The sequence below is a fragment of the Halomonas sp. BM-2019 genome (assembly GCF_017584085.1).
The window spans coordinates 2,097,057-2,105,035 of sequence record NZ_CP071922.1 but is presented as its reverse complement, the minus strand read 5'-3'; the positions used below and the strand labels follow the sequence as shown (position 1 = coordinate 2,105,035).

Here is a 7,979-nt window from a genome sequence, read left to right as displayed (position 1 = left end):
GGCGGTGGCCGGGGCCGGCGCCCCGGCCACCGCCCAGATGGCCAGGGCGCCGGCCAGTCGCCAGCCGGTGCGGATCGAAGGATCGAAGGTCTTCATGGCTGCCTCCCCTAGCGGCCGGACGCCGCGACGACCAGGCCCAGGCCGACCTCGTAGGGGTGATCGGCGGCCGACACCGACGCATCCTCCCAGGGGTTCAGCGCCCGGATCCCGATGGGTCCCGGCGTGGCCCCGGCGTCGACCCGGATCTCCAGCAGATACCCCTGGGTGCCGCCGCCATCGGTCTGGCCGGGAATGGCACTGGCATCGGGCAGGTACTCGACGACCCGCGCCTCGACGCCCGCGCGGTCGAACTGGATCCGCGCGTTGTCGGCGCGGGTGTCCTGGCTCGCCCCCTGGACCACCAGCATGAAGCGGTGGGAGGTGCCGGCCTGCAACAGCGCCGGCAGGTCGGAGGAGCTCAGGCCGTAGAACAGCGTCTCGGGCACCAGCTGTACCGGCCAGGGCTGCAGCCGCGCCTCGGCCTGGGGCACGACGCAGGGCTGGGGCCGGTTGGGTGGCGTGGTGGCGTCGGGGGCCAGGGTGCAGACCCGCAGGGCGATCTTGAAGGTGCGGGCGATCTGGCCGGCATAGCGGATCGGTTGACCGTTGATCTTGATGTCGTTGATGCCGTAGCCCTTCTCCTTCGGGACCTCGAAGACGGCCTGGAGGATCGAGTCCTTGTCCTGGGCGCTGTTGCCCTGGCCCGTGCTGCCGCGGGTCACCGTCCAGAAGGCCGAGGCCGGGGTGCCGTCGGGGGTCTCGAACAGCTCCCAGTTAGGCGTCTGGATATAGAGCCCGACCGGGTCGGCCAGCGAGATGCGCTGCTTCTGCCCCCCCACCACCGCATTGCCCTGGGCACCGATATGGGGGTCGCTGTTACGGAAGTTCTGGCCGTAGCGACTGCAGCAGATCAAGGCCTGGGGATCGGTGGGCGTCGCGGACTGGCGCAGGATGGTGGACGCCGCCGCCAGGTAGATCTCCGCGCTCAGGGTATTGGGCGGGCTGGTCAGGTGCATGGCACCGCCCTGCTGCCCGGGGATACGTAGGGTGCCGCGGTTCCACTTGTTGGTCGGGTCGTAGGCGGGATGACCGGTGGTGGGATCGACGACGGGGTCGCCCTGCTTGCCGGTAGGCGTATCCGCGGTATAGCGCAGATAGAGATCCTCCAGCGCCACTGCCGGATCGATGTAGCGTCGATAGAGCGCCAGGACGATCGTGGGATCGAGGCGCCACAGGCTCAGCCAGTAGGCCGGGTTCTCGCAGGTGAACAACACCGAACGCAGGGTCTGATCATCGTCGTAGGTGATCGCCCATTCACAGTACTCATCCAGCCAGCCACGGGGTCCCGGCGGCGAGAAGGGGCTCCAGGCCCCCTGCCAGTCGATCTCGGGGCACTTGGTGGCCGGGATCTTGAGCAGATCGGAGGCCTTGGGCTCGGGATCCCAGAGCCGCCAGGTCTTGCCGTCCAGGGTGATGCGCCCGTGATCGGCCAGCTCGAGCAGTTGATCGTCGCTGAGCGCCTGGTTCAGTTGCCCACCCTTCACCACCTGATCGTTCTCGAAGAAGGTCGTCAGGCGGTTGGGGAAGGGTGTCCAGTCGATGCCGAGCGCCTGGCCCTGGGGCCAGCCGGTCTCCGTCGGGTCGAAATACCAGTCGCGGGGGGCATCGTATTGGCTGGACCAGGGATTGCCGATGCGCCCCATGCGTGACCAACCGGTCACATGGGCATCCCAGGCGGCCAGAAAGGCCGGCAGGTCGCCTTCGCGTCCGATAGCGGCGAAATCCTTGGGCCCCTGACCGGCTGGGGTACTGAAAACGTACTGGCTCATGTCGGTCGTCCTTGCTCGCGGCGATGCGAGTGCTAGCGATGAGAGAAGAGCCGCCGGGGATGAGTGATCGAGCGGCTCCCAACCGGGGTTCCGACCTCAATGGCAGGCCGGGCACCCAGATCCTGTCGATCGAGTGTCTGCGGAGGATGGCCAGGGCGCGCCCCAGCGCGCCTCGGGGTTGAACCCCGGCAGCGCCCGGTAGGTTTCGGACGGCACCACCGCCCCGGAGGGCAGTTCGGTAACCACCAGGTCGACCGTTACCGGATCCTGCGGCTTCAGCCCGAGGCGGCGGGCGGCCGCCGTGGCATTCAGAACCCGAGTCACGCCGCGCCTGACGCAGCGCCCCTTGTCGTCGCGCACGCCCATGCCGATGCGGCTCAGGCGGCCGACATAGTGGGGGTTGTCGGGGTCGGCATCGGCCGGCACGGCATCGGGGCGGTCGAGGAAGACATCGATCTGGTAGCTCTCCTGGGTGCAGCGCACCCCCTCGAAGAGCACGTAGAGGGCCCGGGCCTCGCCGGAGGCGGCCACCACGGCACGGACCGTCTCGCCGGCGACATCGGGAAAGCGCGGCGGCCCGTAGTCATAGCCGAGGCGGCGCGAGTCACGGGCCAGGTCGCCGATGGCGGTGTAGCGCCAGGGGCGCGGGTCGGTCAGCGAGAGCGCATCGACCCCGGCGCCGATGAAGGGCTGCAGGGGATAGCCCGCGGTGTAGATGGCCGCCGGATGGGCACGCAGCCAGGTCTCGAGCAGGCGGTCGATATTGGCGTGGTAGGACCAGAAGATGGGATCGAAGGCGGTATAGGCGTTGTCGGCCATGTCCGGTCCCAGCCAGCCATGGAAGTTGTCGTGGGGCTGCTCGTAGAGGCCGTCGAAGTTGCAGTTGCGATAGGGGTAGTCGGAGTCCGGTGGCGGCGGATCGAAGGAGGGAATGTTCGCCCAGGGATAGCCGGGCCAGCCCTGGGGATGGCTGAAGGCATCGAACGCGAGGGCATCCAGGACCTGCTGCTGGTAGAGCCGCACCATCTTGAGTTTCCCGATGCGCGCCTCGCGGTGCGCGTCGCCGGAGGTGTAGAGCAGCGGATCGCGCTGCACCCAGGTGCAGTCATCCGCCTCTCCGGGCCGTGCCGTCCCCTGCCCCTGACAGGCCTTGCTGCGCCCGTCCCGGGCCGCGGCATAGCGCAGCGGATTGGGCCGTTCCTCCCCGCTGTCGGGGCGGACATAGGTCTGGTCCTTGAAGGCCTGGGGGATGCCCGCCGCGGGATCCCCGTCGACGCTGGTGCCGGCGGCCATGAAGTTCCAGTACGGCACCGACATGCCGATCTGGCGCTCGAACCACATCAGGTAGGCACGGTGCCAGAAGGCGAAGGCCTCCTGATAGTGCAGGCACCAGTTGGTATGCAGGTAGGCGAGCCGTTGCCAGGGGGCATCCGTCGCGGGGTTCGCGACCTGCAGGATGTCGTCGAGCGCCATCCGATAACGGTCGAGTTCATCCCGGGAGAGCGTCTCGATGTCGCGGCGGACGCGCAGCGAGACCGGCTGCGGCTCCCAGGGCGGAATGCGCTCCTGGTAGTCGATGGGATCGCGGGACGAGCGGCGGCAGCCGTCATTGATCCAGGCCGCCAGCAGACGCAGTGCCGGCTCCGGCCAATACTGGCGCGAGTCGGCGGTCAACGGCATGCTGCGCGAGGCCAGATGATTGAAGATGGTGACGCTCCATGTCGCCACGCTGGCAGGATCGTTCAGTCGTATCCCGTAGCCACTCATGCAGCCCTGCCATTGAGTGGCGATGGAGGTGCGTTCCGCTTCGGGCAACCAGTAGGGCGTGGTAAATAGCGCCGCTATCTGGTCATCCCAGGTGGGGTGATCCGTCGTCGCAGACATCGTCTCTCTCCCTGATCTCCCTGACGCGCCGTGATCGTCCAGCCGACATGTCCGGAAAAACTTCTAGCAACCTGGTACTTCTTGCAACCTAGTACTTCTTGACCATAGTCGCCGCACTCCACCTGAGCCATTTTTCCTATCTGGTGACAGAAGGGTCAGCCTGCACCGAGCAGAATCCTCACTCCCCGGGGGGTAGAGCCTCCGCGCGCCCCGGCATCGTCGGCGAGGCCCGAAGCAACCTTTGAGCCCTCGCAACCCTCAACCGACTGCTGTCCTTTAACTCCGGCCATCGCACATACCGGGGTTTTATGGCTGGCAGGCTGTCAGCGGTTGCGACACCGATCGTCACCGGACATGATGTCTGAAACCACAGTTTCAGGAGCCGGCATGGCCAGATCCTCGCAGTCAGGCTCTTTTCTCGCCCGGGTGCGCAGCGCGCTGCCCGCGCTTCACCCGGCCGAGCGCCGGCTGGGCGAGTTCGTATGTGATTTCCCCGGTGAAATCGCCAGCTACGACGCCCAGGAGCTGGCGAAGTTTGCCGGCGTCTCCAAGGCGACGGTATCGCGCTTCGTGCGCCGGCTCGGCTACGAGAGCTACGAGGCGGCGCGCAAGCATGCCCGGGAGGAGCAGGCCACCGGCTCGCGACTCTTCCTGCAGAGCGCCGCCCTCGAACCGAGCGAGCGCTCCCTGGCGCTCAACCTCGATCAGGGCAAGGACAACCTGGAGCGCACCTTCTCGGCGATCACCCAGGCGCAGATAGACGAGGTCGCCCAAGCCATTCTCGAGGCGCGCAAGACCTGGGTCATCGGTTTTCGCGCCAGCCACCCCTTCGCCGACTACCTGCGTTGGCAGCTCACTCAGGTGGTGGAGCAGGTGGTCAGCCTGCCCGGCGGCGGCGAAACCCTGGGCGAGCATCTGGTCAGCCTGTGCCAGGAAGACTGCGTGATCGTGGTCGGCCTGCGTCGCCGGGTGGCGATCACCGAGCAGGTGCTCGCCGAGGCCCGCGAGAGCGGCGCCCGGGTGCTCTACATCACCGACGAGGGGCTCGCCCTTGACCCCAGCGTCACTTGGCACTTTCGCTGCTGCACCCTGGCGGCGGGTCCCCTCTTCAACCACACCGCCGTCATGGCGCTCTGCCACCTGCTGGCCATGCGTACCATCGAGCTGGCGGGCGACGCCTCGCGCCGCCGCCTGCGCCGCATCGAGACGCTGAACGATAAGTTCGAAGAGCTGTAGGAAGACGGCACCATCCTGGCGCACGGCGCTACCAATCTGCACACTTTCCGGGCACAAAACGAAGCAGCCGCACGGGCGACGGCCAGGCAATTCTGGAGTAATTCCCTGTTTTCTATATGAAACTGAGATTTCATGAAATATATGGCATGAAACTTGGATCACTTCAAGGTGACTGCCGCCGCACACGAAAGCGGTGGGCCGATACCGCCACCTGGTACCTAGCGGGGCCGCACGACCGCCCGAGGTGCCGCCAAAGACAGGATCACGATCATGCTGAAACGTATCGCTCTGGTAACCGCCGTCTCCGCCGCCCTGATGGCCTCCGCCGCTCACGCCAGCTCGCTGTCGATCCAGGTGCTGGGCCAGCCCGCCGGCTCGGGGCTGATAGCCCAGCAGAAGGAGCAGCCCTTCTTTACCAACCTGGCCGAGCACACCGGCCTGGATATCAGCGTGCAGTATCTGCCGGTGGACGTGGCAGGCGTTCCCGACACCGACGGCCTGCGCGTGCTGCGCTCCGGGCTCTTCGACATCGTCTCGCTGCGCGGTCCCCAGGTGAGCCGCGACGAGCCCTCGATCCTCGGGCTGGACCTGATCGGGCTCAACACCAGCTTCGAGGCCGGGCGCGAGCACGTCGCCGCCTTCTACGACTACGTGGACAACCGCCTGCAGGAGCGCTTCAACGCCAAGCTGCTGGGCACCTGGCCCGCCGGCCCCCAGGTGATCTTCTGCCGCGGCGATATCGGCGGCCTGGATGACCTGCGCGGCAAGCGCGTGCGCGTGGGCGACCAGAGCGCCGCCAACTTCGTCGGTCAGCTGGGCGCCACCGGCATCTCGATGCCCTTCGGCGACGTCCAGCAGGCACTCTCCCGCGGCGTGATCGACTGCGCCATCACCGGGCCCGCCTCGGCCAACTCCGGCGGCTGGCCGGAGGCCACCACCACGGTGCTGCCCATCGCCCTGCAGCTGGCCATCAACGGCTACGCGATCAACCTGGATACCTGGAACAGCCTGACCGAAGCGCAGCAGAGCCAGCTGGAAGCGGCCATCGCCGAGCTGAGCAACGAGATCTGGGCCTACTCCGAGGAGCTCTACGAAGACGCCATGCGCTGCAACGCGGGCGAGACGCCCTGCGAGTACGGCAACGCCTACTCCCTGACCGAAGTGCCGGTGACCGATGAGGACCTGGCCAAGGTGGCCGCCGCGGTGGAAGAGGTTTCCCTGCCGATCTGGGCGCGCCAGTGCAACGCCGCCGCCGCGGACTGCGAAGCCGTGTGGCGCGATACCGTCGGCCAGAAACTGGGCCTCTAAGGCCGGGAGGCGACGATGACGATCTACGCTCGCATTCTCGGCATGCTGTTCGGCGCCATGATGCTGCTGCTGGCCCTGCTGATCACGGTGGAGACCGTGATCCGCAAGGCGTTCTCGATGTCGCTCGGCGGGGTCGATGAGCTGGGTGGCTACGCCATCGCCATCGCCGCCCCGCTGGCCTTCTGCGTGGCCATGGTCGAGCAGTCCCATATCCGTATCAACCTGGTGCACATGCGCCTGCCCTTCCGGGTGCAGGCGGTGCTCAACGCCCTGGCCGCCCTCACCCTGGGGCTGCTGGCGGCCTTCCTGCTCTACTTCACCATCCAGACCGTCCAGGACACCCGGCTCTACGGCTCCATTGCCCAGACGCCCCGGGCCACGCCGCTGATCTACCCCCAGACCGTGTGGCTGGTGGCCATAAGCGCCTTCACCCTGGCCGCCGCGGTGCTGACCGTGCAGGCCATGGGGCTGCTGCTGCGGGGCGACTGGAAGGCGCTCAACCGCCGCTTCGGCCCCAGCTCGGCCCAGGACGAGCTGGACGCGGAGCTCGAGGACCTGAAGCAGCGCGAACAGCAGCTCGGCGAACCGCATCACGAAGGAGGCCAGTCATGAGCATTCCCCTGATCGCCTCGGCGTTCATCATCATGCTCGGCCTGATGCTGCTGAGCATCCCGGTGGCCGTGGCCATCCTCTTCGTCGGGGTGATCGGCGGCTACCTGATGCACGGCTTCCCCCTGGTGGACATGATGGGCGGCGTGGTCTGGAGCAGCCTCAACAGCCCCTCCATGCTGGCGATCCCGCTGTTCATGCTGCTCGGCGAGCTGCTGCTGCGCGGCGGCATCGCCGACCGCATGTACGCCGCGCTCTCGGTGTGGTTCAACCGCCTGCCGGGCGGGCTGCTCCACACCAACATCGCCACCTGCACGCTCTTCTCGGCCACCTCGGGCTCCTCGGTGGCCACCGCCGCCACCGTGGGCACCATCTCGCTGCCGGCGCTGCAGAAGTACCGCTACCCGGTGCGCCCCGCCCTCGGCTCGCTGGCCGCCGGCGGCACCCTGGGCATCCTGATTCCCCCCAGCATCAACCTGCTGGTCTACGGCCAGCTGGCCAACACCTCGGTCAGCCAGCTCTTCGCCGCCGGGCTGATCCCGGGCCTCACCCTGGCCCTGCTCTTCTCCGTCTACCTGTTCATCGCCCACGGCAAGGCGGGCAGCGCGGCCATGGTGGAGGTCAACCTGCCGCTGCGCGAGAAGCTGGCCATGTCGCGCCACCTGGTGCCGCCCTTCGTCATCTTCGGGGTGGTGATGGGCAGCATCTACGGCGGGATCGCCACACCCACCGAGTCCGCCGCCATCGGGGTGATGATCGCCCTGGCCTTCATCGTGGGCGGCGGCAAGCTGAGCCTCGACCTGCTGATCCACTGCTCGCTGCACGCCGCCAAGACCACCGGCATGGTGATCATCGTGCTGATGTGCGCCCTGCTGCTTAACGTGACCCTCTCCATGCTGGGCGTGACCCAGGCGCTGACCCAGTGGGTGGCCAGCTTCGGCCTGACCCAGGTGGGCCTGCTGCTGGTGCTGCTGCTCTTCTACGTGGTGCTCGGCACCTTCATGGACGCCATGTCGATGCTGGTGCTGACGGTACCGATCACGGTGCCGATGGTGATGGCCGTGGGCGTGGACC

6 protein-coding genes are annotated in these 7,979 nt (G+C 67.4%); 4 read left to right on the top strand and 2 right to left on the bottom strand.

The window, feature by feature from the left end; all coding sequences use genetic code 11:
- Positions 1–107: 107 nt before the first annotated feature.
- Together J5F18_RS10440 and J5F18_RS10435 are read right to left on the bottom strand one after the other, a co-directional pair.
- Positions 108–1,868, bottom strand: a complete 1,761-nt coding sequence (locus J5F18_RS10440; RefSeq protein ID WP_346298590.1) for a hypothetical protein — start codon at positions 1,866–1,868, stop codon at positions 108–110.
- 96 nt (positions 1,869–1,964) lie between these two features.
- Positions 1,965–3,752, bottom strand: coding sequence for a tyrosinase family protein (locus J5F18_RS10435; protein WP_346298589.1), 1,788 nt, complete (start codon positions 3,750–3,752; stop codon positions 1,965–1,967).
- A gap of 387 nt (positions 3,753–4,139) precedes the next feature.
- Between J5F18_RS10435 and J5F18_RS10430 the strand changes: the two genes are divergently transcribed.
- From J5F18_RS10430 to J5F18_RS10415, 4 genes are all read left to right on the top strand, one after another.
- Positions 4,140–4,988, top strand: a complete 849-nt coding sequence (locus J5F18_RS10430; protein ID WP_346298588.1) for a MurR/RpiR family transcriptional regulator — start codon at positions 4,140–4,142, stop codon at positions 4,986–4,988.
- A 270-nt stretch (positions 4,989–5,258) separates the two neighbouring features.
- Positions 5,259–6,296 (top strand): TRAP transporter substrate-binding protein, encoded by a 1,038-nt coding sequence (locus J5F18_RS10425; protein ID WP_346298587.1) that lies wholly within the window; start codon positions 5,259–5,261, stop codon positions 6,294–6,296.
- Positions 6,297–6,311: 15 nt separating this feature from the next.
- Positions 6,312–6,908 carry a TRAP transporter small permease subunit gene (locus J5F18_RS10420; RefSeq protein WP_346298586.1) on the top strand — a complete coding sequence of 199 codons (597 nt, stop codon included), beginning with the start codon at positions 6,312–6,314 and terminating at the stop codon, positions 6,906–6,908.
- Positions 6,905–7,979, top strand: a 1,075-nt coding sequence (locus J5F18_RS10415; protein ID WP_346298585.1) for a TRAP transporter large permease subunit, incomplete at its 3' end; no start/stop codon positions are given. The genes J5F18_RS10420 and J5F18_RS10415, both read left to right, overlap by 4 nt.